Origin of the sequence: Seonamhaeicola algicola, assembly GCF_007997385.1 — a bacterium.
GTDB lineage: Bacteria > Bacteroidota > Bacteroidia > Flavobacteriales > Flavobacteriaceae > Seonamhaeicola > Seonamhaeicola algicola.
Genome location: NZ_VOSC01000005.1, coordinates 240,974 through 265,529 on the forward strand (window position 1 = coordinate 240,974; position 24,556 = coordinate 265,529).

Annotated in this window: 25 protein-coding genes; 14 read left to right on the plus strand and 11 right to left on the minus strand. The window is 32.8% G+C overall.

Annotated elements, in window-relative coordinates; translation table 11 throughout:
• Positions 1-5 precede the first annotated feature (5 nt).
• A complete protein-coding gene (locus FUA26_RS01035) occupies positions 6-1,568 on the minus strand; it encodes an FMN-binding glutamate synthase family protein (RefSeq protein ID WP_147130592.1) in 1,563 nt (520 codons plus the stop codon).
• A 198-nt stretch (positions 1,569-1,766) separates the two neighbouring features.
• On the opposite strand from FUA26_RS01035, the gene FUA26_RS01040 reads away from it, so the two are divergent.
• A complete protein-coding gene (locus FUA26_RS01040) occupies positions 1,767-4,127 on the plus strand; it encodes an ATP-dependent helicase (RefSeq protein WP_147130593.1) in 2,361 nt (786 codons plus the stop codon).
• 51 nt (positions 4,128-4,178) lie between these two features.
• Here the strand turns inward: FUA26_RS01040 and FUA26_RS01045 are convergent, their stop codons facing one another.
• The 3 genes from FUA26_RS01045 to FUA26_RS01055 all read right to left on the minus strand — a co-directional run bounded on the left by FUA26_RS01045 (position 4,179) and on the right by FUA26_RS01055 (position 6,772).
• Positions 4,179-4,673 (minus strand): hypothetical protein, encoded by a 495-nt coding sequence (locus FUA26_RS01045; protein ID WP_147130595.1) that lies wholly within the window; start codon positions 4,671-4,673, stop codon positions 4,179-4,181.
• A 186-nt stretch (positions 4,674-4,859) separates the two neighbouring features.
• On the minus strand, positions 4,860-5,828 hold the full coding sequence (locus FUA26_RS01050; protein ID WP_147130597.1) for a hypothetical protein: 969 nt from the start codon (positions 5,826-5,828) through the stop codon (positions 4,860-4,862).
• Entirely contained in the window at positions 5,825-6,772 is a 948-nt protein-coding gene (locus FUA26_RS01055) for a hypothetical protein (protein WP_147130599.1), read from the minus strand. The genes FUA26_RS01050 and FUA26_RS01055 overlap by 4 nt, the downstream gene beginning before the upstream one ends.
• Positions 6,773-6,873: 101 nt before the next feature.
• Between FUA26_RS01055 and FUA26_RS01060 the strand changes: the two genes are divergently transcribed.
• Positions 6,874-7,494: an L-threonylcarbamoyladenylate synthase gene (locus tag FUA26_RS01060; RefSeq protein WP_147130601.1), complete on the plus strand. Its 621-nt coding sequence runs from the start codon at positions 6,874-6,876 to the stop codon at positions 7,492-7,494.
• Between the two features lie 671 nt (positions 7,495-8,165).
• Here FUA26_RS01060 and FUA26_RS01065 read toward each other — a convergent pair.
• The 4 genes from FUA26_RS01065 to FUA26_RS01080 form a co-directional block, all read right to left on the minus strand.
• A complete protein-coding gene (locus tag FUA26_RS01065) occupies positions 8,166-8,681 on the minus strand; it encodes a hypothetical protein (RefSeq protein WP_147130603.1) in 516 nt (171 codons plus the stop codon).
• Between the two features lie 173 nt (positions 8,682-8,854).
• Positions 8,855-9,691, minus strand: a complete 837-nt coding sequence (locus FUA26_RS01070; RefSeq protein ID WP_147130606.1) for an OmpA family protein — start codon at positions 9,689-9,691, stop codon at positions 8,855-8,857.
• A gap of 106 nt (positions 9,692-9,797) precedes the next feature.
• Complete coding sequence (locus tag FUA26_RS01075) at positions 9,798-10,787, minus strand: glycosyltransferase family 2 protein (RefSeq protein ID WP_147130607.1); 990 nt, start codon at positions 10,785-10,787, stop codon at positions 9,798-9,800.
• A complete protein-coding gene (locus FUA26_RS01080) occupies positions 10,784-11,230 on the minus strand; it encodes a type I restriction enzyme HsdR N-terminal domain-containing protein (RefSeq protein WP_147130609.1) in 447 nt (148 codons plus the stop codon). Before FUA26_RS01080 ends, FUA26_RS01075 begins: the two co-directional genes overlap by 4 nt.
• A gap of 127 nt (positions 11,231-11,357) precedes the next feature.
• Between FUA26_RS01080 and holA the strand changes: the two genes are divergently transcribed.
• The 9 genes from holA to FUA26_RS01125 all read left to right on the plus strand — a co-directional run bounded on the left by holA (position 11,358) and on the right by FUA26_RS01125 (position 20,303).
• On the plus strand, positions 11,358-12,362 hold the full coding sequence (gene holA / locus FUA26_RS01085; protein WP_147130611.1) for a DNA polymerase III subunit delta: 1,005 nt from the start codon (positions 11,358-11,360) through the stop codon (positions 12,360-12,362).
• A gap of 7 nt (positions 12,363-12,369) precedes the next feature.
• Positions 12,370-13,035 (plus strand): uracil-DNA glycosylase, encoded by a 666-nt coding sequence (locus FUA26_RS01090; RefSeq protein ID WP_147130612.1) that lies wholly within the window; start codon positions 12,370-12,372, stop codon positions 13,033-13,035.
• Between the two features lie 444 nt (positions 13,036-13,479).
• Positions 13,480-14,319: a 1,4-dihydroxy-2-naphthoyl-CoA synthase gene (locus tag FUA26_RS01095; protein WP_147130614.1), complete on the plus strand. Its 840-nt coding sequence runs from the start codon at positions 13,480-13,482 to the stop codon at positions 14,317-14,319.
• A gap of 3 nt (positions 14,320-14,322) precedes the next feature.
• Entirely contained in the window at positions 14,323-15,225 is a 903-nt protein-coding gene (menA, locus tag FUA26_RS01100) for a 1,4-dihydroxy-2-naphthoate octaprenyltransferase (RefSeq protein WP_147130616.1), read from the plus strand.
• Positions 15,226-15,275: 50 nt separating this feature from the next.
• Entirely contained in the window at positions 15,276-15,953 is a 678-nt protein-coding gene (locus FUA26_RS01105) for a metal-dependent hydrolase (protein ID WP_147130618.1), read from the plus strand.
• Positions 15,954-15,956: 3 nt separating this feature from the next.
• The gene (locus tag FUA26_RS01110) at positions 15,957-17,006 is read left to right on the plus strand and encodes an o-succinylbenzoate synthase (RefSeq protein WP_186826830.1); all 1,050 of its coding nucleotides are present in this window, start codon (positions 15,957-15,959) and stop codon (positions 17,004-17,006) included.
• A gap of 2 nt (positions 17,007-17,008) precedes the next feature.
• Positions 17,009-17,983, plus strand: coding sequence for a CPBP family intramembrane glutamic endopeptidase (locus FUA26_RS01115; protein WP_147130622.1), 975 nt, complete (start codon positions 17,009-17,011; stop codon positions 17,981-17,983).
• 12 nt (positions 17,984-17,995) lie between these two features.
• The gene (locus FUA26_RS01120) at positions 17,996-19,063 is read left to right on the plus strand and encodes an AMP-binding protein (protein ID WP_147130624.1); all 1,068 of its coding nucleotides are present in this window, start codon (positions 17,996-17,998) and stop codon (positions 19,061-19,063) included.
• A 37-nt stretch (positions 19,064-19,100) separates the two neighbouring features.
• Positions 19,101-20,303 (plus strand): class I SAM-dependent rRNA methyltransferase, encoded by a 1,203-nt coding sequence (locus FUA26_RS01125; protein WP_246109045.1) that lies wholly within the window; start codon positions 19,101-19,103, stop codon positions 20,301-20,303.
• Here FUA26_RS01125 and FUA26_RS01130 read toward each other — a convergent pair.
• Positions 20,300-20,797 (minus strand): hypothetical protein, encoded by a 498-nt coding sequence (locus tag FUA26_RS01130; protein WP_147130628.1) that lies wholly within the window; start codon positions 20,795-20,797, stop codon positions 20,300-20,302. The two genes, FUA26_RS01125 and FUA26_RS01130, sit on opposite strands and share 4 nt — an antisense overlap.
• Before the next feature lie 151 nt (positions 20,798-20,948).
• Between FUA26_RS01130 and FUA26_RS01135 the strand changes: the two genes are divergently transcribed.
• Complete coding sequence (locus FUA26_RS01135; RefSeq protein WP_147130630.1) at positions 20,949-21,896, plus strand: NAD(P)H-dependent flavin oxidoreductase; 948 nt, start codon at positions 20,949-20,951, stop codon at positions 21,894-21,896.
• Here the strand turns inward: FUA26_RS01135 and FUA26_RS01140 are convergent.
• Together FUA26_RS01140 and FUA26_RS01145 are read right to left on the minus strand one after the other, a co-directional pair.
• The gene (locus FUA26_RS01140) at positions 21,885-22,241 is read right to left on the minus strand and encodes a hypothetical protein (protein ID WP_147130632.1); all 357 of its coding nucleotides are present in this window, start codon (positions 22,239-22,241) and stop codon (positions 21,885-21,887) included. The two genes, FUA26_RS01135 and FUA26_RS01140, sit on opposite strands and share 12 nt — an antisense overlap.
• Positions 22,242-22,342: 101 nt before the next feature.
• Positions 22,343-22,888, minus strand: coding sequence for a GNAT family N-acetyltransferase (locus FUA26_RS01145; RefSeq protein ID WP_147130634.1), 546 nt, complete (start codon positions 22,886-22,888; stop codon positions 22,343-22,345).
• 102 nt (positions 22,889-22,990) lie between these two features.
• Here FUA26_RS01145 and FUA26_RS01150 point away from each other — a divergent pair, with 102 nt between their 5' ends.
• Both FUA26_RS01150 and FUA26_RS01155 read left to right on the plus strand, forming a co-directional pair.
• A complete protein-coding gene (locus tag FUA26_RS01150; RefSeq protein WP_147130636.1) occupies positions 22,991-23,416 on the plus strand; it encodes a PaaI family thioesterase in 426 nt (141 codons plus the stop codon).
• Positions 23,417-23,419: 3 nt separating this feature from the next.
• Positions 23,420-24,532, plus strand: coding sequence for a chorismate-binding protein (locus tag FUA26_RS01155; RefSeq protein ID WP_147130637.1), 1,113 nt, complete (start codon positions 23,420-23,422; stop codon positions 24,530-24,532).
• Positions 24,533-24,556 lie beyond the last annotated feature (24 nt).

Below are 24,556 nucleotides of genomic sequence, written 5' to 3' on the forward strand. Positions count from 1 at the left end.
TTAAATTAAGCGTTTTGTTTTCCGCCCAAATATAAACAATCTTTTAAATGTTGCATGCTAGAAAATGGCACGGGATCTTTTTCATACATATACGTACGGCTTAACTCTTTACTTAGGTTGTGGTCATCAACATTTACTTCAATATCAGTCATTTTAAATTGGCATGGGTGCTCATAACCAGCAGCATGTGTAATTTCAATTAACTCTTTTTTAAAGGTTTTAAAGTATTGCGCTAAACGTTCAGATTTTAAAGGAATATTAATACCGTTTTGTAGCCATTTACTTTGTGTGGCTATACCAGCAGGACAACGGTTAGTGTGGCAAACTTGCGCCTGTATACAGCCAATACTCATCATGGCTTCACGGGCAACATTAATACAATCTGCACCCATAGCAAACGCCATAGCTGCTTTAGCAGGAAACCCTAACTTGCCACTGCCAATAAATACAATACGGTTTGTTAAGCCTTTATTTTTAAATAATTTATACAAATCACTAAAGCCGTATACCCAAGGTAATGATACATGGTCTGCAAAACTAGGTGGTGCAGCACCCGTACCACCTTCGCCACCATCAACAGTAATAAAATCAGGTCCTTTACCCGTTTTAAGCATAATATTGGCTAATTCATTCCATTGGTTTAATTTACCAATAGCAGCTTTAATGCCAACGGGTAATCCTGTAGCTTCGGCAATGGCTTCTATAAAATCTACCATTTCTTTAACATTAGAAAACGCCGAATGATTTGGAGGCGATAGTACATCTTTACCTATTTCAACACCACGTATATCTGCAATTTGTTTGGTTATTTTTGCACCAGGTAATACACCGCCTTTTCCCGGTTTTGCCCCTTGTGATAGTTTTATTTCAATGGCTTTAATAAACGGATTGTCTTCAACCAACTGTTTCATTTTTTCCATAGAAAAATTACCATCTTTATCACGCACACCAAAATAACCCGTACCAAAATGAAAAATAACATCGCCACCGTTTCTGTGGTATGGTGATAGGCCACCTTCACCAGTATTATGGTAAGCATCGGCAATTTTAACACCTTTGTTTAAAGACTCCACAGCTTTGGCAGATAATGAGCCAAAACTCATGGCAGATATATTTATAATAGATGCTGGCCTGTAAGGTTTTTTTCGCTTATTATAAGCGCCCATAACTTTGGCGCAGGGTAAAAAGCTTTTATCTATAGCATTGGGATGGTTTTTGTCAATTTTATAGGGCATCATTTCATTATTTATAAAAATGTGCTGATGCTCAAAAATATCCCTATCAGTACCAAAACCTTCATAGTTATTTTCGTTTTTAGCCGAGGCGTAAATCCAACCACGTTCAATACGGTTAAATGGTAATTCTTCGCGGTTATTAGCTACAAAATACTGGCGCATTTCAGGGCCTATACTTTCTAGCCAGTAGCGTAAATGCCCTACAATAGGAAAGTTATGACTAATGGTGTGCCTTTTTTGAATAAAAATATCACGAAACGCAACAAGTGCTAAAACAATTAATACCCATAACCACCATGGTATGTTAGAAAGCGTATTTAAAATAGAATCCATTATATGTAATTTTGAAAACAACTTTTTTCTGTAAAGTTAAAAATATTTAAAGTTTATAACTTACTGTGTTAACACAACCTTAAGTATTGTTTTACTAGTATTAAGTGGTTTTTGCAATATTGTTTATAATTATTAATAAATAGCTTTAGTTAAAACCGAAACAATAGTTATTTTCACGTGATTAAAAATGATGATGATTTGGAAAAGTATTTAAGCCAACTTAATGATGCGCAATTACAGCCTACCATACAAATTGAAGGCCCTATGATAGTAATTGCAGGAGCAGGTTCTGGTAAAACTAGAGTGCTTACGTATAGAATTGCATACATGATGAGTAAAGGTATTGATGCCTTTAATATTTTAGCATTAACATTTACAAACAAAGCAGCACGCGAAATGAAAGAGCGTATTGCCAGTATTGTGGGTAGTACCGAAGCTAAAAACCTATGGATGGGAACATTTCACTCGGTATTTGCTAGAATTTTACGTAGTGAAGCCGATAAATTAGGCTACCCAAGTAATTTTACTATTTATGATACACAAGATTCTGATAGGTTAATACGCGATATTATTAAAGAATTACAACTAGACAAAGATGTTTATAAGTATAAACAAATACGTTCTAGAATTTCATCATACAAAAACAGTTTAATTACGGTACGTGCGTATTTTCAAAATCCTGAACTTATTGAGGCTGATACCATGGCACGCAGACCACGCATGGGCGATATTTACAAAGCCTATGTAGAGCGTTGTTTTAAAGCAGGCGCTATGGATTTTGATGATTTGCTGCTTAAAACCAATGAACTTTTAACGCGCTACCCAGAGGTGTTAGCCAAATACCAAAACCGTTTTAAATATATTTTAGTTGATGAGTACCAAGATACCAACCACTCACAATATTTAATAGTACGCGCACTATCAGATAAGTTTCAAAATATATGCGTTGTGGGTGATGATGCCCAAAGTATTTATGCATTCCGTGGGGCAAACATTAATAATATTTTAAACTTTCAAAAAGATTATGATGATGTTAAAGTGTTTAGGTTAGAACAAAATTACCGCTCAACCAAAAACATTGTAAACGCAGCAAATTCTGTAATAGATAAAAACCAAACCAAACTAGACAAAGTGGTTTGGACGGCCAATGATGATGGTGGTAAAATTGTAGTACACCGCTCATTAACCGATGCCGATGAAGGACGCTATGTAGCGAGTACTATTTTTGATAATAAAATGAATCATCAACTTCAAAACAGCGATTTTGCCATTCTGTATAGAACCAACGCACAATCACGCTCTATTGAAGATGCCTTACGTAAGCGCGATATTCCATATAGAATTTACGGTGGTTTATCATTCTACCAACGTAAAGAAATTAAAGATGTACTATCCTATTTAAGGCTTATAATTAACCCTAAAGATGAAGAAGCTTTAAAGCGTGTTATAAACTTTCCGCCACGAGGTATAGGGCAAACAACCATAGATAAATTAATGGTAGCAGCCAATGGCTACAACCGTTCTATTTTTGAGGTTATGAAAAACATTGATAAAACCAATGTTAAAGTAAATTCGGGCACCAAAAATAAATTGTTAGATTTTGTAACCTTAATAGAAAGTTACCAAGTAATGAACCAAACAGCCGATGTGTTTGAGCTAGCAGAACACGTTACCAAAAGCAGTGGTTTAATAAAAGAATTTAATAAAGATGGAACACCCGAAGGTGTTACCAGAATGGAAAATATTGAAGAACTTTTAAATGGTATGCAAGACTTTGTTGAAGGCCAAAAAGAAATTGCCGATGCCACAGGGTCTTTAACCGAGTTTTTAGAAGATGTTGCCCTAGCTACCGATATGGATAATGATAAAGATGATGGTGATAAAGTGGCACTTATGACCATTCACTTAGCAAAAGGTTTAGAGTTTCCGTATGTATATATAGTTGGTTTAGAAGAAGATTTATTTCCAAGTGCTATGAGTATGAATACCCGTAGCGAGTTAGAAGAAGAACGCCGTTTGTTTTATGTAGCTTTAACAAGAGCCGAAAAGCAAGCGTATTTAACCTATGCATTATCACGTTACCGATGGGGGAAATTAGTAGATTCTGAACCAAGTAGATTTATTCAAGAAATTGACGAGGCATATTTAGATATTCAAACACCCATTGAAGAACAACGTATTAATCCTATGCTTAGCGCCGATATTTTTGGTGATGTTGATTCAAACGGACACAAAACGGTGTATAACAAAGTACGTTTTAAGCCAGCAAAACAGCCTACTTTTAAAAAAGGACAAACCAAACAAGCACCAGAAAAATACCAAGCACCAACACCTAAAAATTTAAAACGGGTATCTAGCGCAACAAGTAGTGCTGCAAACACCAATTTATTTGATGGTAATTTAGCTGCAGGTAATATGGTTAAGCACGAACGTTTTGGTACAGGCGAAGTTTTAAAAATTGAAGGCACAGGTGCCGATACTAAAGCCGAAATTAAATTTACAGGTGTTGGTGTTAAAAAACTATTGCTAAGGTTTGCTAAATTAGAGGTAATAGGCTAATTAGAGGTGTGTTTTAATGGTTTTGTTTCGCGTTGTTGGTAACAGTGTTTATCAGTCAAAAGGCTCATTGTAAATATGTTTAACAATTCCGTCTGTTATAACAATTTCATTTCCGTTTACAATTGCGTTTCCAGAAAATGTAGCACTAAAGCACGAATTAGTATTTACAAGTACATTACTTTCTAGTTTACCTTCAACAACAAAATCACTTTCGGCAGAAGTCCCTTTTTGTACTCTGAAATAGTTAAATTCTTCTATAATGTTTGTGTCTGTTTTTTTGTAAGGAAGTTTTAGTGTTATTGCATAAGAATCTTGCTGTGGTTGAAATTTACCTGAAAATAACCATAAACTTAAAGTATGCCCCGAATCATCATAATCTAAATCAATACCCCAACCATTAACTTCAAATTGTTTCAGTTCGCCATTAATTTTCATAGATATAATTTCAGATTGAGGACAAGTATTATTATTGTCATCATCGCTTGAGCAAGAATTAATTAAGATTAACCCAATCAAGACAAGTAATAAGATTTTAATGTTTTGCATTATTTCGATTTTTCGTGCATTATCACTAACTAATAAATATAACTAAGTAATCGTTTTCTTTTTAAATAAGACTATTACTTCATTACACGCAATAGCTAAATTATGGTTTTATGTATAATTTGTGCTCTATACAATGGTTTTGTACTTCAAAATCATTTGAACTGATGTGTTATAAATTAAGTGTAATTATTTAACCATACAAACAGAGTTTACATTACCAGAACCGTCATATTCTTTAACGCTATTATTAGGGTCTGTAATCCATTGCCCATCAACAATAAACTTGTAGTGGTGTTTACCACCCGAAAGCGGTACTACGTATTTCCAACCATAATCGGTTTTGCGCATTTTATATAAATACGTATTCCAGTTATTAAAAGAACCAGACAGTATCACTTTTTTAGCATTTGTATAACCTCTTAGTTTAAAAGCTGTGTAGGCTTTTATATCTATAACCGAATTGAATTCACCATACTCATTAGGTGTTTTATTGGGGTTGTGTGGATCTTCAATCCAGTGCCCATCAACAATAAAGCGGTACTGGTACACATCGGGTTTCATTTGCAATGTAAGTTCCCAACCAGTAGGGGTGCTTTTCATTTTAAACAAGTTTTCATGCCACTTATTAAATGACCCCGCTAAAATAACACGCTTTGCGTTTTTGTAACCATCTAATTTAAAATGTACATTACCATTATCATCAGGGTAGGCCGTATACATTTTTAAGTTGTAAATACCTTTTAGCTTTACATTGTGTTGTTTGGCTTTAGCAATGTTGGGTATTTGTTTAGAAGGCTCAGCCCAATAACTGTTGTTTATTATAAACTTAAATTCGTATGCAAAATTATCAGAAAAATCTAGAATGCTTTTTTTAAGTTGATATACGTATTGGTCAACTTTTGCCATTTTCCAGTGGTTTCTAGACCATAAATTGAATTCGCCAGCAACTACCACATTTTCAATATCAAAATCTTTAAATTCTAAAACTTGCCCTGTATGCTCTTGGGTAAATTTTTGGTAATCTCTTATATCAAAAGTAAATACCACCGTATCGCCTTCAATTTTATAACCTTTAAATGTGTTTTTTTGTGCAAAAGTAGATAAAGAAAAGGCGGCAATGGTTAAAAACAGTATATGTGTAATTAATGGTTTCAATGTGTTGGTAACGGAAAATCTATAAAATATAAAGTTTCTTTTTTGTAATTAATAATAGTGCGTTTTTGCGCAAAAAATTCATACCCTAAAATACCGTCTAAATCTGTGCCAAAGGCTTCATTCATGTTACTTAAATTTGTTAATACGGTTAACATAGGGCCAAAATAAATACGTTTGCTTAGTTTAACACGGTGTAATTTACCGGCTAATACTTCAATACGTTTATGTTTACTAGCTCCAGTTAATATAAGTCTTTTTTTAGGAATAAAATACTTTAAAGCCTTTTCGTTAATGCGTTTATTAATTTGGTTAAATTCTGCCGCACTATCTATACCCAATTTTACAAAATGGTTATTTATAAAACCATTAACAACAATGGTATGTTTTTTTAGGGTAAAGTTAAGGCTATCAGTAATTTTTTCAAGGTATACATGTGGTGTTAGTTTGTTGCCAACATGGTCTGTTTTTGTAAGTGTTATTTGGTTTAAGTACATATCAATAAACACTTCATAATCTTTAAGAATATGATACCCAATAATACCTAAAATTTTTAGTTTTTTAGTGTTTTCAATATGCGATAAATCAATAACATCCGATGTTTTATTTTCTAAAGTAAAGCCCTGTAAAGCTATCTTTTTTATATGTTTTTGGTGTAAATTTTCAATATTGTGAAGCACGCCTGTAGTGTTACCTTCTTTTTTATTAAAGGCATATACATTTTGAAAATGTGTCTTGTTTAAAATGAAACTTTCAGACCCTGTATCTATAATAAAATTACCTTTTTTATTAAGCAATTCGGCTTCAACAACCATTAAATGATCTACTAGCTTAAACGGAATTCTAGTAGTATATTTGTTAATATTTTCGGCTTTTGAAAACGTAATAGGAGGTACAATGCCTGTATTAGCAAGCGCTTTGCTGCTAATTAAAATAAAAGAAAGCATGTAAAAAAGCCTTTGCATATACTTTAAAAGACGCTTTAAGTAGGTGTATGTTACAAGAAATTGTTTTAAATTGTTATTTATTAATAAAATACTAAGGTGTTATGGCAACATTTTTAAGAATTTACGAAGAAAACCCCAATGCAAGAGATATTGAAAAAGCGGTTGCTATTTTAAAACGCGGCGGTTTAATAATTTACCCAACCGATACGGTGTATAGTTTGGGTTGCAGTATTACCAATATTAAAGCTTTAGAGCGTGTAGCACAAATAAAAGGCGTGAAATTAGAAAAAGCTAACTTTTCATTTGTATGCCATGATTTAAGTAATTTAAGTGATTATGTAAAGCAAATAGACACCTCGGTTTTTAAAATACTTAAACGTGCATTACCAGGGCCCTATACTTTTGTATTGCCCGGTGCAAAATCGTTACCAAATCCGTTTAAAAAACGTAAAACCGTTGGTATACGTGTGCCCGATAATGCCATAACTTTAGAGCTGGTAAAGCAATTGGGGAACCCCATTATTTCAACCTCTATTTATGATGAAGATGCTGTTATAGAATACACCACAGACCCTGAACTTATACTTGAAAAATGGGGCAATATTGTAGATGTGGTTATTGATGGTGGTTATGGCGATAATGTGCCATCTACCATTATTGATTTATCAAATGATACCCCCGAAGTGGTACGTGAAGGTAAAGGCACTTTAAACATATTTTAACCGTTTTTATACCTCCAAAAAACACAAGTTTACTGCTATATTACTACTACCGTGTTTTTTCAAAAAAAAGCCTTGTTAACCCCAGTAAAATAAGGGGCTAAGAACGGTACGGACGAACAAATTGATTCGTCCGTACCGTTTGGCGCATTCATGCGGACGAATAAAATGATTCGTCCGCATGATTTTTTACAACCTTCAAGCAGGGTATTTTTTTTAGGTTTTTTTACAGTAGAAGTGTTGTTTAAAAAGCCTATAAATTACTGGCTGATTGTAGTGTGTTTTATTTAAGAAATTTCATATATTTAACAACTCTCTCTTAAAAAAATAGCAGCTTGTTTTTAGTTGTGTATAACTTATTGATAGTAAGTATTAAAGTGTTTTTAATAAAAATTCACAGACCTGTGAATTATCCAAAAAATAAAGAACTGACCAAGCGTAGCGACCGATGAACACATTAATTTAAAATAATATCAGTGATATAAAGCAATTCACAACATGCCGAAATAGTAAATGATGAATTTTTTACCTGTGAATTATCCATAAAAATAAAAAACTAACCAAACGTAGCCACCAATACGCACATTAATTTAAAATAGCGGTGTGAGACTAAAAAAAACTACAAAAAAAGACAAGCCTATAAAGCTTGTCTTTTTTTATTAAGTTACAAACAACTATTTTTTTGCTAGTGCATGTGCTTGTTTGTATGTTAAGTGTTTAAGGTCTTGTTTTGAAGTAAGCGTGTTTGATGCTTCTATAATAAAGTATCTTATTTCTGATATGCTTGCATTTAAAATATCTCCATTTTTTAATGCGTATACTGTAATTACATTGGGTTTATAGGTGAAAGCAATAACCTGTTGTCCTCCAGAGTTATTTGGAAAAGAATAGGTTATTGGGTACCAAGCATCATCAAAACTTAGCTTAAAGTATGCATGTATTAGCACATTATTAATAGTTTCTTCATTTAAATCAGGGTCATTTATTTCAAAAACGTTTGCAGGAGCGCCTAAATAGAATCCTTCTGTCCAACTAACGTTGTTTACCGTTTTCATTATAACATTGGCATTACCAGGAGCACCTTGTGGGCCTTGTTCACCATCAGCACCGTCTTCAGGGGAGCAAGCTATTGTAAGTGATAAAAATAAAAGGGAGCATAGGTAAGTCATTTTTAATTGTAATTGTTTCATGATAAGTAATTTTTAAATATGGTTTTATGTATTTATGTCCATTTTTAAAAAAGGTTAACATCAATTTTTAAAAAATTATTTTACCATCACTAAATATAGTATCACCTAAACGGTTTACATAAAAAAGCCCAACAAAGGTTGGGCTTTAGTACATATATGTTTTTAACTAACTACTAGTTTGTAGCAGATAAGTTTTTCATTTCTTTTTCAATCATGTCGTAAAACTGATCAATTTTAGGTAATACAACAATACGTGTACGTCTGTTTTTTGCTCTGTTTTCAGCAGTATTGTTATCTACTAAAGGTACGTAGTGGCTACGTCCTGCAGCAATTAACTGGCTTGGGTTAACACCTAAATCTTCTAACACTCTAATAATAGATGTAGAACGTTTAACACTTAAATCCCAGTTATCTAATAAAGGCTCTTTTCTGTAAGGTACGTTATCAGTATGTCCTTCAACCATACACTCAAAATCAGGCTTGCTATTTACTACTTTAGCCACTTTAGCTAATACATCTTTAGCTTGCGATGTTACAATATAGCTACCGCTTTTAAATAATAATTTATCGGCAATAGAAATAAATACCACACCTTTTTCAACATTTACCTCAATATCTGGGTCGTTAATACCCACTTCGCGTTTTAAGCTAGTTACTAAGGCTAATGTTACACTGTCTTTTTTAGTAAGTGCATCTTGTAAGCGTGTAATTTTTAAATCTTTTTCTTTAATGCTTTCTAATGTTTTTTCAACATTGCTAGCACCTTTGGCTGATAATATTTGTAGGTTATCATTGTACTTACGTAAATCTGCCACTTGCTCTTCTAAGGCTTTTGATCTTGCTGAAGCCGATGCTTTTTCCTCTAAACATGAATTTAATTTAACAGTAGCAGAGTTAAGCAAATCTTGAGTTTCTTTTTGTTTTTCTTGTAAGGCGGTGTACTCTTTTTTAGATACACATGAGCTTAACAATAATACTGAAGATAAGCTAAATAATAAGAATTTTTTCATAAGTTATTAAGTAATTTTATAAGGATTAATTTTTTAGTTGTGATACAAAAGTATATAAAAAAAACTGTTAAAAGTTGCTAGTTAACAAAACTTTTACGTAGTGTTTTTATAATTTGTTATACCTGTTTTTTCTCAAAACAAAGTATTGAAATACTATAGACTTTACATGTATATACGTTTTTTTTGGTTTAATGGTTTTTCGTTGTTTTAATAATTGGTTTAAATGTGCATAATAATGTATATGCGCTTTAAGTATTGCAAGGGTATGTTGTGGTTTTAATTCAAATAAAAATTTAATACCAGCAACACCATCTAGCAATAACCTAGCGAAAATTACACCAAAAAGTGTGCCATGTGTGTTTTTTGTGAGTGTAAATAAACTATTTCTAAAATTTAAGTAGGTTTTTTTAGGGTTTGTATTGTTTAATGTAGCACCACCCACATGATATACCGTTGATGCGCCTACATATTTTATGTGGTAGCCCATGTTTATAGCACGCCAGCAAAGGTCAATTTCTTCCATGTGTGCAAAAAATGAAGCATCAAACCCATTTAAGGTATTAAACACTGTTTTACGAATGAACAAACAAGCACCCGATGCCCAAAAAATAGGGGCGGTATCATTGTATTGCCCAACATCTTTTTCAATGGTATTAAAAATTCTACCACGGCAATATGGGTAGGCAAAGGCATCAATAAATCCACCAGCAGCACCCGCATATTCAAAGTGGTCTTTTTGTTTATAATCTAATATTTTTGGCTGAATAATAGCGGTGTTAGCATCTGTTTCAAAGGCTGTAATAATGGGTTTTAACCAATGTTTTGTTACTTCAACATCGCTATTTAACAAACAAAATAGTGGTTCTTCAACATGTTTTAAAGCATCATTATAACCTTTGGCGTAGCCCCCATTTTCAGGGTTTTGTATAATTTTTATGTTGGGGTAGTGGGCTTTTACAAAAGCTACCGAAGCATCTGTTGAGGCATTGTCAGCTACATAAATGGTGGCTTCGGGCGTGTGTTTTGTTACCGATGGTAAAAATTGTTCTAATAACTGTTTTCCATTCCAGTTTAATATAACAACGGCTATTTTCATACTTTGTAATTAGGAATGTCTTTTAAAAAATTATAACGCTCATTATCAAAATCCATTTGGCAATAATAATGATTTAATCCGTTTGTAACCATTAAATATGTGGCGTTAAGCGCTAAGTTATATTGTGCAATTTGATCAAAAGTGGATTGGTTTATGGTTATTTTTGGCGCTTTACACTCAACAATTAGCAAAATGCTACCGTTGGGGTTAAACACCACAATATCATACCGTTTTTTTAAACCGTTTACAATCAGCTCTTTTTCAACATTTATAAGCGATTGCGGATAGTTTTTTTCAGCCATTAAATAGTGCACACAATGTTGGCGCACCCATTCTTCGGGTTGTAAAACCACAAACTTTTTGCGAATACTATCGAATATAGAAATTTTATTTTCGTTACTTTTGAAACGAAACGAATATGTAGGGAAATTAAGTTGTTGCACGCTACAAATTTATAACTATTAATGGCACTTTAAGTTATTTTTATTATAAAATAGTTGATATAAAAACCGTATAATAGTAGTTAAATACACCTAGCGTACATACACACCATTAAAAATTTTTAAACTTTTGGACGAGGTTAAGCAACTGGTAACAGCTATAAAAAACAAGCAATTAAAACCCATTTATTTTTTAATGGGCGAAGAGCCTTATTACATTGATAAAATATCAGATTTTATTGAAGATACTGTTTTAACCGAAGAAGAGCGCGGTTTTAACCAAATGGTATTATATGGCAGAGATGTAACTATTGAAGATATTGTTAGTAATGCCAAACGGTTTCCTATGATGGCTGAATACCAGGTTGTTATTGTGAAAGAAGCCCAAGACCTCTCTAGAACCATAGAAAAATTGGCAGCTTATGCGCTGAACCCACAGCCAACTACCATATTGGTTGTTAATTACAAATACAAAAAAATTGATAAGCGTAAAACCCTTTATAAAAACTTAAAAAAAACGGGCGTTATTTATGAAAGTAAAAAGCTTTACGAAAATCAGGTAGCCGATTGGATACGGCGGGTGCTATCTCCTAAAGGGTATGCTATTTCGCCAAAAGCTGCACAAATGCTGGTAGAATTTTTAGGAACCGATTTAAGTAAAATTAATAATGAGCTTGAAAAACTTCAAATTATATTACCTGATAATACCCAAATTACACCAGAGCATATTGAAGAAAACATAGGTATAAGTAAAGACTTTAATAATTTTGAGTTACGTAAAGCCATTGGCGAAAGAAACGCGGTAAAGGCTTATAAAATTGTTAATTACTTTGCCGAAAACCCTAAAGACAACCCCATGGTGGTTACCGTGGCATTGTTGTTTAACTTTTTTTCGCAATTATTACAGTTTCATGGCATGACAGATAAATCGCCAAGACATGTAGCGGCCACACTTAAAATCAATCCGTATTTTGTAAACGAGTATGTTACAGCTGCTAAAAATTACCCCATGCGAAATGTTAGTGCTATTGTGGCACTTTTAAGAACCTTTGATGTAAAAGGAAAAGGGGTAGGTGCTAATGCTGTACCGCAAGGCGATTTGTTAAAAGAATTGCTTGCAGGTATTTTAAATTAATATACAAATGAACGTTGATATACACCAAAGTTGGAAGCCTTTTTTGGAAACAGAATTTAATAAACCTTATTTTTCTGAACTAGTAGCATTTGTAAAACACGAATACCAACAACATACGTGTTATCCCCCAGGTAATGCTATATTTAATGCCTTTAACCAATGCCATTTTAATGATGTTAAAGTTGTTATAATAGGACAAGACCCATACCATGGCCCCAACCAAGCTAATGGTTTATGTTTTTCAGTGCATGAGGGTGTTGCGCATCCGCCTTCATTAATTAATATTTTTAAAGAAATAGAAACAGATTTAGGGGTGGCGTATCCTAAAAGTGGTAATTTAATTAGGTGGTCTCAACAAGGCGTTTTACTTTTAAATGCAACGCTTACGGTTAGAGCACACGAGGCAGGAAGTCATCAAAAACAAGGTTGGGAAACATTTACCGATGCTGTTATTAAAACAGTTAGCACGCATGCAAATGATGTAGTATTTTTATTGTGGGGCGGATTTGCTAAAAAGAAGGTAAAGCTAATTGATAAGGCTAAACATCATATTTTAACTTCAGGGCATCCTTCACCTTTAAGTGCTAATAGAGGGTATTGGTTTGGTAATAAGCATTTTAGTAAAACCAATGCCCTATTAAAAAAGGTGCATAAAACACCTATTAAATGGTAGTTACTAGCTTCCCGTAGGGGCTAAAACTTCTTTTTGTAAGGTTGTGCGTATTTTTGTTGAGTTAAGCACAACAATTCGTTTGTCTTTTTTGCTTTTATTAACTTTATTAACACTAAAAATTAACAATAAAAAGTTAATTAAAACTAAAGTAGCAACTGTTAGGGTAATTGTTAATAGCATAGGCGACTGGGTTTTAAGTTTACGATAAAATACATTTTTTGGTTGATAAAAAACATAAAATATCAATAAATTGATAACTATATTGCAAAACTAATAAATAAAGTACTACAAACCAATACGTGATAGTACTTATTTATCATAATTAACAAATGTTTAAAATGCCCCTAACATAAAATGTAATTTGTTAATTTATTAACAGGAAAATTATTTAATTCTAGATGTGCTATTTGTTTAAAAAAATTATTTTTGAGAAAAATATGAAATATGAAGAAAGCTAATTGGGTTACAGCCAAAGAATATGAAGATATAACTTACAAAAAATGCAATGGCGTTGCGCGTATTGCATTTAATAGGCCAAATGTTAGAAATGCCTTTAGGCCAAAAACAACAAGCGAGCTTTATGATGCTTTTTATGATGCTAATGAAGATGTAAATATAGGCGCTGTTTTATTGTCTGCTGAAGGACCTTCAACAAAAGATGGTGTTTATTCGTTTTGTAGCGGTGGTGATCAAAAAGCCCGTGGCCATCAAGGGTATGTTGGTGAAGATGGTTACCACAGATTAAACATTTTAGAAGTACAGCGTTTAATACGTTTTATGCCAAAAGCAGTCATAGCCGTAGTACCAGGTTGGGCAGTTGGTGGCGGCCATAGTTTACATGTAGTATGCGATTTAACACTAGCAAGTAAAGAACATGCTATTTTTAAACAAACAGATGCCGATGTTACTAGTTTTGATGGCGGCTATGGTTCTGCGTATTTAGCTAAAATGGTAGGCCAAAAAAAAGCTAGAGAAATATTCTTTTTAGGTAGAAATTACTCCGCACAAGAGGCGTATGAAATGGGTATGGTAAATGCTGTAATACCACATGATGAACTTGAAGATACAGCTTATGAATGGGCACAAGAAATTTTGGCAAAATCGCCAACATCTATAAAAATGTTAAAGTTTGCCATGAATTTAACTGATGATGGTATGGTAGGCCAACAAGTTTTTGCAGGTGAAGCTACAAGGTTGGCTTATATGACAGACGAAGCTAAAGAAGGCCGTAATGCATTTTTAGAAAAACGAGCGCCTAACTTTGAAAAAAAATGGATTCCTTAAAATATGAGCAAATTTTCTATTTGGGTATCCTCAATGCGGTTACGCACGTTACCGCTTTCAATTTCTGGTATTATAATAGCATCGTGTTTAGCGGCTTACAATGGTGTTTTTAGTTGGAGTATTTTTATACTGGCTATTTTAACTACGTTGAGTTTGCAAATTTTATCTAATCTGGCTAACGACTATGGTGATGGTGTAAAAGGCACAGATAATGATGATAGAATAGGACCCCAACGCGCTATACAATCGGGTAAACTAACACCCAATGAAATGTTTAATGCCATTAAAATAAATGTGCTTATAGCCATTGTGCTAGCACTAATGCTCATTTTTACAGCCTTTGGTGTACACCATTTTTTATTAACCTTTACTTTTTTTATTTTAGGTGTGGCTAGTATTGTGGCTGCTATACGCTATACCGTTGGCGGTAAAGCTTACGGTTACCGTGGGTTGGGTGATGTGTTTGTGTTTATATTTTTTGGCTTGGTAAGTGTTTGTGGTTGCTATGTTTTATATGCAAAAACGTTGCATCATGTAGTGTTTTTGCCAGCATGTACTGTTGGTTTATTAAGCGCAGGAGTGCTTAATTTAAACAACATGCGCGATATACAATCTGATGAAAAATCAAATAAAATAACCCTAGCTGTAAAATTAGGCAAAAAACATGCTAAAACATACCATTATACCCTTGTTATAGTAGCTATACTATTATCGGCTTTATTCGGTATACTATATTATACATCACCTTTAAATCTTATTTTTATGGTGGCTTACGTGCCTTTATATTTTCATTTAAAAACCGTTAAAAATAACAAAGAACCCAAGTTGTTAGATCCTGAATTAATAAAGCTAGCATTAACAACCGTTTTGTTAGCTATACTTTTAGGCGTTGGGCATTTATTATAATGATTACTTTTTGTAATTTTAGCTAGTAAATAGTACATAATACAAACATCATGAAAATTACATTTCTAGGTCACGCAAGTTTAGCCATTCAAATTGGCGATATTGATATTTTGGTTGATCCTTTTATAACCGGAAACCCCAAAGCTTCAAACATAAAAATAGAAAACTTACATGCTAACTATATTTTAGTAACACATGCACACCAAGATCATATTTTAGATGTTGAAGCCATAGCAAGACATACAGGTGCTAAAATAATATCAAACTATGAAATTGTTAACCACTACGGCGCTCTAAATTTAGAAGGGCACCCTATGAATCATGGAGGTTCATGGAATTTTGATTTTGGTAAAGTAAAATACGTTAATGCCATACACACATCGTCATTTCCTGATGGTAGTTATGGTGGGCAACCCGGAGGTTTTATAATTGAAGGTGCGCACAAAAATATTTACATAGCCGGTGATACCGCACTTACGTTTGATATGAAATTAATACCCATGCAAACCAAGTTAGATTTAGCCATTTTACCTATTGGCGATAATTTTACAATGGGGGTTGATGATGCTGTTATAGCCAGTAATTTTTTAGAATGTGATAAAATTTTAGGCTATCATTATGATACTTTTGGTTATATTGAAATAGACCATGATGCTGCAAAGAAAACATTCTTTGAAAATAACAAAGAATTGATGCTGTTGAATATTGGAGAATCTATTGAATTATAAATGATTAAAGCCAGTTACCAACAATATATTTTAAATTTTAAACACGCTAGCGGAACTTCTAGGGGTATTTTAAAAACCAAAGAAACATGGTTTATTATTTTAACTTCGGAAGAAAAAAAAGGTATAGGCGAATGTGGTTTATTTAGAGGGTTATCAATTGATGATAGGCCAGATTACGAAGAAAAACTAAAATGGGTTTGTAATAACATCCATTTAGAGTTGCCCAAACTATTAGAGGCTTTAACCGAGTTTCCAAGCATTCAGTTTGGTTTAGAAATGGCCTTTTTATCGTTACAAGCAAGTGATTCTTTTACGTTATTTCCTTCAAAATTTACACAAAACCAAGCTTCAATAAACATTAATGGTTTAATTTGGATGGGCTCTGAAACCTTTATGAAACAACAAATTGAAGCCAAAATTAAAGCAGGTTTTACGTGTATTAAAATGAAAATTGGTGCTATAGATTTTGATGTTGAATGTAAACTGTTAAAATCAATACGCACATCATTTTCTGCAAATGATATAGAATTACGCGTTGATGCCAATGGTGCTTTTTCACCCGGTGAAGCTCTAGAGAAATTACAAATACTATCAAATTTCAATTTACATTCTATAGAGCAACCTATAAAACAAGGTCAAATTGAAGCCATGGCGCAATTATGTAGTGTAACACCATTACCCATTGCTTTAGATGAAGAATTAATAGGCGTGTTTTCTGTAACAAAAAAAGAGGCATTGATACAAACAATACAACCACAATATATTATTTTAAAACCCAGTTTAGTAGGTGGTTTTAGTGGTAGTGATGCTTGGATACATGCTGCTGAAAAACAGAATGTTGGTTGGTGGATTACCAGTGCTTTAGAAAGCAATATAGGCTTAAATGCCATTGCACAATATACCTTTAACAAGCAAAGTGCTTTACCACAAGGTTTAGGCACAGGTGGTTTATTTACTAACAACTTTAGTAGTCCGTTGCAAGTAAAAAATGGTACATTGCAATACAATAAAAACACTACTTGGAATTTAGAATTATTAACAAACAAAATATAAGTATGTACATAGCACAAGCGTTTAATATTTTACATGATTGGTGGCGTTATTTAGTAGGCGTATTATTTGTTGTAATTGGTGTTGTAATAGGCCAATTGCCTTTTACAATTGCTGTTGCAGTAAAAGCATTTAGTAGTGGAGAAAACATGGCAAATTTAGATCAAACTAAAATGCTTGGGTTGCTAGAGCCAAATTTAAGTTTGTTTTTAATGTTACTATCGTTTGCAGCGGGTTTATTGGTAGTTATTTTAGTTTCTAAATACTTGCATAAGCAATCATTTACACATTTAACTACTAGCCGAAAAAAAATAGACTGGAAACGCTTTTGGTTCATTTTTGTGGTTTGGGGCGTTATTTCTAGTGCTTTAATAGCTGTAGAATATGTTGCCGCACCTGAAAACTATGAACTAAACTTTAAATTAGTACCTTTTATAATTTTATGCGTAATTGCCATTGTAATGGTGCCGCTACAAACCAGTTTTGAAGAATATTTGTTTAGAGGGTATTTAATGCAGGGTATAGGGGTTATTGCCAAAAATAAATGGGTTCCGCTAGTAATTACATCAGTGGTATTTGGTTTGTTACATATTGCAAATCCTGAGGTTGAAAAATTAGGCTATTTTATAATGGTTTACTACATTGGTACAGGTTTATTTTTGGGAATTATAACGCTTATGGATGAAGGTATGGAATTAGCGCTTGGGTTTCACGCAGCCAATAATTTATTTGCAGCCTTATTACTTACAGCAGACTGGACAGCGTTTCAAACCCATTCCGTTTTAAAAGATATTTCAGATCCTGAACAAATTGGGTTTATGGAGCTTGTTTTACCTGTTTTTGTAATATTTCCAATTTTACTATTTATTTTATCAAAAAAGTATAAATGGACAAACTGGAAAGACAAATTATTTGGTAACGTAGCTCCACCTCCAAAAGAAGATTATAAAGTTTTAGAAGATATAGATTTTCAACCATAAAAACACAACACAATGATTCCTACTTACACAAACGTACACTTAAGGTTTAAGTTAAACAACTATCATTATTCATTTGAAGACCTCATGGAGGTAGCCTACAGTTTTACAAAAGAAGGGGTGCCGTATCAACGTGAATTAGGTGTTTTTTTACTAGATTGGTTAGATAATAAAGACTACATTGAGGTGCAAACCTCTGGCTCTACAGGTAAACCTAAAAAGTTGCAAATTAAAAAGCAGGCCATGGTAAACTCTGCCATTGCCACAGGCGATTTTTTTAATTTAACACCTGGAAAGAAGCTATTAAACTGCTTACCTTCAAACTTTATAGCAGGAAAAATGATGATTGTTAGGGCTATTATTTTGGGCTTAGAATTAGATATGGTTGAACCATCGGTAGCACCAAGAATAGACCTTAAAAAAGATTATGATTTTTGTGCCTTTACACCCATGCAGCTTAAAAATTTTGCACAACATTTAAAGGCTTTAAAAACAGCTATTGTTGGCGGTGGACGTGTATCTGAGCCTATAAAGGCTTTAATTCAAGATAAACCAACACAGGTATATGAAACCTATGGCATGACAGAAACTGTTACCCATATTGCCGTTAGAAAACTTAATCATTTTACAGAAGAAGATTCAAAAGTATGTTTCACAACATTACCAGGTATTAAAATTTCTACAGATGATAGAAATTGTTTGGTTATTGAAGCACCACACATATCAGATGATACCGTGGTAACTAATGATATTGTTAAAATACATTCTGATAATACGTTTGAATGGTTAGGGCGTTTTGATAATGTTATAAATTCTGGCGGTATTAAGTTATATCCTGAACAAATTGAAGAAAAATTACAATCGAAAATTAAAGAACAATTTTTTGTTACATCATTACCTGATGATACTTTAGGAGATAAGCTTATTTTAATAGTAGAAGGTGAAGAGAACTGTGTAAACCCTGCTGTTTTTAATGGTTTAGATAAATATCAAATCCCAAAAGAAATTTATTATTTACCTAATTTTGCTGAAACGCTTTCAGGAAAAATACACAGAGAAAATACGTTACAATTAATACAATAGAAAAATAGCGTTAGTGTTTTCTAAACAAATAAAATCTTTGTACAAACCCAAACGATTAGCAGTAAAGCTAAATGCAAAAGGAGAACAATTTGTACTTAAAAAACATCCGTGGGTGTTTTCAAATAGCATTGTAAAAATTAATAATGATGCTAAAACAGGCGATTTAGCCATTGTTTTTAGCAAAAACAAAAACAAGGTTATTGGTTTAGGTTTATACGATGCCAATTCTCCCATTCGTATAAAAATGCTTTATAGTGGTGCTGAAAAGGTTGAAATTAATGCCGCTTTTTTTAAAAATAAAATACAAAAAGCGTTTAATAAACGCCAAAGTTTATTACAAACTAATACCAATAGTTATCGCTTAATTTTTGGTGAAAACGATGGGTTTCCGGGGTTAATAGTTGATGTGTATGCCTCTGTTTTAGTTGTAAAACTTTATTCTGAAATTTGGTTACCGTATTTAGAATCTATCTTTGAAGATTTGCAACGAATTTCAGAAGCTGAAACAGTGGTGCTTCGTTTGAGCCGAAATTTGCAAAACTCAAAAGCTCATAATTTTACTGATGGCCATGTTATTTACGGCACTTTACAAGATGATGTTGTAAAATTTGTTGAACACGGTGTTAATTTTTCAGCAAATGTTATAAAGGGGCATAAAACTGGTTATTTTTTAGATCATCGTGCTAACAGAAAACAAGTAGGGCAGTGGAGCAAAAATAAAACAGTTTTAGATGTTTTTAGTTACGCTGGTGGGTTTTCGGTGCATGCATTAGCCAATGGCGCTAAAGAAGTTACCAGTTTAGATATTAGTAAGCAAGCACTTGAAATAGCTGTTGCAAACGGAAAATTAAATACATATACCGGTACCCATAAAACCATTGCAGGCGATGCGTTTGAGGCGTTAAATAAACTTATTAAAAACCAGGTTACTTTTGATGTAGTTGTTATAGACCCACCAAGTTTTGCAAAACAAGCTTCTGAAATTGCTTTGGCCCAAAAAAAATACGCTCAATTAGCAGAATTAGGCGAAAAGTTAACAGCTAAAAACGGACTTTTAGTATTGGCATCCTGTTCATCTAGAGTAACAGCCAACGTGTTTTTTGATATAAATGCTTCGGTTTTAAATAACGTTAAGCGTTCATACAATCTTATTTTGAAAACAACTCATGATACCGATCATCCTATAGCTTTTTTTGAAGGTGCTTATTTAAAATGTGGTTATTATAGGTTTAAAAATTAAATGAATTCACCGCGTTCATTCGTTTTTATCTTTATAATTTCATTGTTAAGTTTTAATGTAATTTTGTATTCTTTTTTTGCTATGCCTTTTTTAGCATTGTATTTTAGTACATAAACATCTTCAACAATACAACAATTAGGGTATTTTTTACAAACGGCTTGTGACACTTCAAGCGGTAACCTCACATTATTAAAAGTTTCATAAGCACGTACTATGTTGCCATCTTTTGTGTAATAAGCTACTATTTCGCCATTATTTGTGGTGAAGTTTACACTATAAACATCATCTTTCTTATCGTATAATTCAGCAATAGTTTCACAATTAAAATCAGTAACAATGGTTTGTAATTTTTTTATGCATAATGCATTTAGGTCTTCAAAAGTTGATGCATAATCACTATTTACTGTAATTACTGTATTGGGTAATGTTATAGTTTGCGCGTTTACAATAAACAAAGCAAAAAGGGTTAAAAGGTTGGTTACTAATAGTTTCATGATACTTGCTGTTTTAATTTTTAATAAAATTAACTATGCACGCATAATAATTTTATGATATATATCATGTTATCAGTAATTTAAAATCTATAAAAATAATAATTTGTTATGCATGCATAATATTTATTATATTTGTTAAAATTGAAAAAATATGTCTGCAAGTATTACCAATATTTTAAATATAAAACACCCAATTATACAAGCACCAATGTTTTTGGTATCAAATGTAGCTATGGTAACTGAGGCTATGAAAAGCGGTATAGCAGGTTGTATACCAGCATTAAATTACCGTACTTTAGATGAATTACGAGAGGCGATACAAGCACTTAAAAAAGCAAAAACTACGGGTGGATCATTTGGGTTTAATTTAATTGTAAATAAATCGAATGTAAAATACAAGGCGCAGTTAGATGTATTGTGTGAAGCGGGCTGCGATTTTATTATAACCTCATTGGGTAGCCCTGAAGAAACCATAAAACAAGCTCACAAAGCAGGTATAAAAGTGTTTTGTGATGTTACCGATTTAAAGTTTGCAAAAAAAGTGGAAGCTTTAGGTGCCGATGCTATTATTGCTGTAAATAACGAAGCAGGTGGCCACCGTGGTAATATTTCACCTAAAGATTTAATAACAGAATTGGTAGCTAATTGTAATATTCCTGTTATTTCTGCTGGCGGTGTTGGTTGTAAAGCAGATGTAGATAAAATGTTAAGTTACGGCGCTTCGGGTGTATCTGTTGGTAGTCCGTTTATAGCATCTGTTGAAGCTAATGTAACTAAAGAATATAAACAAGCTTGTGTTGATTATGGTGCTGATGATATAGTAATGACAGAGCGTATTTCGGGCACACCATGTACCGTTATAAACACCCCTTATGTGAAAAAAATTGGTACAAAATCTACTTGGATTGAAAACCTATTAAACAAAAACCGAAAACTTAAAAAATGGGTTAAAATGATACGGTTTTCAATAGGCATGAATGCTACTAAAAATGCTGCTACCAAAGCAACTTATAAAACGGTTTGGGTTGCAGGACCAAGTATAGAATATACCAAGGCCATATTACCTGTAAAAGCTATTGTTAAAGGTTTAATTAGTTAGCAAAAACGCTTGCTTTTTTTTAGCTTTCTTTTTTCCTGTAAAAATATGTAAAGTAAAACTAGCTGCTAAGCCTCCTAATGCTGTTACAGCAGCTTCACCGGTATCAAATTTGTTATTAGGTTTACCACTATCTATAGTTTCTTTAGTAATACCAGCAATGGTTGCCACACCTAAACTATACCAAAAAGCCTTTTTCTTATCTTTTGTTTTAATATACACCATAGTATAAACACCCGTTGAAATAACAGCACCTGCAATAATGTGTAGTTTATCATCTTCTGAAGGAAATTGTGCATGAGAGACGGTGCAAACCATAAGGGTTGCTAATAGCAAAAAAGTTTTCATAATTGGTTGATTTACTTTTGGTTACTCAATTTTAAAAACTTTTTTAAATATTATGCTTTATTATAGTTTAAATGTGAATTTAATAGATAAAAGTGGTAGTGCTACATAAACCATTCTTCTTTTAAAATGCCATAACAGCAAGAATTTCGTTTAAAACCATCATTTAAGTATACATTTTTACGTAAAACCCCTTCTAAAGTTGCACCTAGTTTTTCAACGGCTTTTCTAGATTTTATATTGCGTTCATCTATTCTAAATTCAACTTTTTCAAAATCTAAATCATTAAAAGCATAGTTAAGCATTAACTGCTTCATGTGTTTATTTAATCCTGTGCCTTGAAATTGGTTTCCAATCCATGTAGCGCCTATTTCTAATACTTTATGGTTCCAGTTTATAGACATAAACCTTGTTGAGCCTGCGTAGGCATTGTGTAATTTATCAAAAATAATGAATGGGATAGCTGTTTTTTGATTAAAAGCTTCTAAAGCGTTTTCAATATATAATTTTAAGTATGCGGGTGTATGAATTGAACTGGGCGAATATTGCAGTAAATTAGGTTGTGCAGCAACTTCTTTTAAGTATGAATAATTATTTAAATTTAAAAGTGTGAGTTTTACACGGTTGTCTTCTAAAATAAGTGAATTCATAAAAACAATATGTTAATTTAGTAGAAATGCTGTTTAGCAAACCAAATACTAATGCATTTAGTTTTGTATTTTTACAAACTTAAAATTAAAAAAACATTTAGCATGCAACTATCTAAAGAAATGGTTTTAGAACAAGCAAATAACGCTACCAAAAATACTTTAATGGAAACATTAGATATTAAAATGATTGATTTTGGTGACGATTTTTTAATAGCCCGCATGCCTGTAACACCAAAAGTACATCAGCCCGATGGTGTTTTACATGGTGGCGCTACAGCTGCTTTAGCTGAAACTGTGGGTAGTTTTGCATCGCATATTTTTATTGATACTGAAAACATGTTTGTTCGTGGTTTAGAAATTACAGCAAACCATTTAAAAAGTGTGCGTTCTGGTTTTGTATATGCTAAAGCTACATTTTTACATAAAGGCCGTACCACACAGCTTATTGATATTAAAATTACTGACGATGATGATAACTTAATATCTGTATGTAAATTAACAACTATTTCACTTCCTAAAAATAAGTAGTTAATGACATCTGAAGTGTTTTTTAATACTATTGAAACCCACTACAAACAGCATTTGCCTTTTGTAATATATCGCAAACCCAATGAAACCAAGGTTAAGGCTTTATTACAACAAACAGATGCATTGTACAAAACATTTGATTTTACAGAACAAGGTTTTGTATTTTCTCCTTTTGATGACACACAAGAAACGGTATTATTTCCTCTAGAAAATTGTAAAACGTTTTTATTAAATAACTATACAGACACATTAAACCATACAAGTAAAACAAGCAGTGTTGTAACTACTACAGCAAAAGAACAACATATAGCATTGGTTGAAAAAGCTATTGAGGTTTTAAAAACAGATGCATTAAAAAAAGTAGTAGTATCTAGAGTTGAAAGTGTTGCAACAACAAACAATCCGTTTTTAATTTTTAAGCGTTTATTGCAAAAATACCAATCGGCTTTTGTGTACTGCTGGTATCATCCAAAAGTAGGTTTGTGGTTAGGTGCCACACCAGAAACATTAGTTAAAATTGAAGGTAATAGATTTTCAATAATGGCATTGGCAGGCACCCAAGTTTATAATGGCAGTTTAGATGTAGTTTGGCAAAACAAAGAATTACAAGAACAGCAATATGTAACAGATTATGTTGTTGAAAATATAAAACCAGCCACCACAAGTATTTCGGTTTCTAAAACCAATACAGTTAAAGCAGGTAATTTACTACATTTAAAAACCATGATAGTGGCACAATTAAAGCAAACAGCCAATTTAAATGATGTTATAAAAACCATACACCCAACACCAGCCGTTTGCGGTGTGCCAAAACAAAAAGCCCAACAATTTATTTTAGACTATGAGCCTTACAATCGCCAGTTTTATACAGGCTTTTTAGGTGAATTACACATAGAAACTACTGCAAAACCACGCTCTGGAAAACGCAATATTGAAAATAGAGCTTACGCCATAACCAAAAAAAGCACGCAGCTATATGTTAATTTGCGGTGCATGCAACTAAAAAGCAATAATGCGTTATTGTATATTGGCGGTGGTATTACAAAACATTCAAATGCTGAAAAAGAATGGGAGGAAACCGTTGCAAAATCATTAGTAATTAAATCGGTTTTATAAAAGCTTTAACCCCTGTTTTAGCGT